This is a genomic window from Mesorhizobium sp. M7A.F.Ca.CA.004.04.2.1 (genome assembly GCF_004022825.1).
GTDB lineage: Bacteria > Pseudomonadota > Alphaproteobacteria > Rhizobiales > Rhizobiaceae > Mesorhizobium.
The window spans coordinates 1-1,162 of the sequence record NZ_RZPH01001401.1; the positions used below are offsets into that span (position 1 = coordinate 1).

Below are 1,162 nucleotides of genomic sequence, written 5' to 3' on the forward strand. Positions count from 1 at the left end.
GTGTCCAGCCTCTCGGCGCTTGCGCTGGCGGTGTCGCTCGGTGCGGCGGCCGCCCAGCCGCTCAGCGTGGTCGAGCTGTTCACCAGCCAGGGCTGCTCGTCCTGCCCGCCAGCCAACGCCAATCTGATCAGGGTCAAGGACCAGCCCAGCGTGCTGGCGCTGTCGTTCAACGTCACCTACTGGGACTATCTCGGCTGGAAGGACATTTTCGGAAAACAGGAATTCACCCGGCGCCAGGTCAATTACGAGCCGGCGCTCGGCCATGACGGGCCGTTCACGCCGCAAGTGGTGGTCAACGGCCATGCCGATGTCGTCGGCGCCGCACCTGGCGAGATCGAAAAGCTGATCTCGGTGAGCGGCCGGACGAGCGGCCCGGCATTGTCGCTCGATGGCGGCAAGATCAGCATCGGCGCCGGCGCCGCACCTGGCGGCCACGCCGATGTCTGGCTGGTGCGCTATGCCAAGGGCATCGTCGAGGTGCCGGTGTCGCGCGGCGAAAACACCGGCCGCACCTTGCCCCACGCCAATGTCGTGCATGCGCTCGAAAAACTCGGCGGCTGGACCGGCGCGGCCACGACGTATCCGCTGCCCCACGCATCCGGCGGCCTGAGCACGGCCGTGCTCGTGCAGTCGCCCGGTGGCGGACCGATCCTGGCGGCCGCGACCGACTAGATCGCGCTTCGACAAGAGATTGCGCAACGCCGCATGGAGCGGCGCCGCATAGCACGGCCGCCAAGAGGGCGCGCCATCACGACCAACCCAAGGAGATCATCATGACCATTTCCCGCCTGACGCTGCCGGCGCTCGCTCTCGCTCTGTGCTCGACGGCGCTGTTTGCCGGCGGCATCGCCCGCGCCGACGACGCGACCAACGCGATGAAGCCGGCTGCAAATGCCATGAAACCGGCCGCGGATGCGATGAAGCCTGCAAACGATGCAATGAAGCCGGCCGATCCGATGGAAACCAATTCCATGAAGCCGGCCGCCGACGCCATGAAGCCGGCGACGGATGCGATGAAACCGGCAACGGATGCGATGGCTCCGGCCAACTAGTTCTGCCGCGTCTCAGCCGTTCATTCACAAGGGCGGCCCTTGGCGCTGCCCCTCACCTGCCTACCGGCATCCTCTCCCCGTATAGTGACGGGGAGAGGATGCCGGTAGGC

The 1,162-nt window shown here is 66.9% G+C and carries 2 protein-coding genes; both read left to right on the forward strand.

Annotated features, from left to right (window positions below):
- The coding region (locus EN893_RS34915; protein WP_128362207.1) for a DUF1223 domain-containing protein at positions 1–672 on the forward strand (672 nt) is incomplete at its 5' end.
- Positions 673–773: 101 nt separating this feature from the next.
- Positions 774–1,052 (forward strand): hypothetical protein, encoded by a 279-nt coding sequence (locus tag EN893_RS34920; RefSeq protein WP_127269733.1) that lies wholly within the window; start codon positions 774–776, stop codon positions 1,050–1,052.
- Positions 1,053–1,162: the final 110 nt, after the last annotated feature.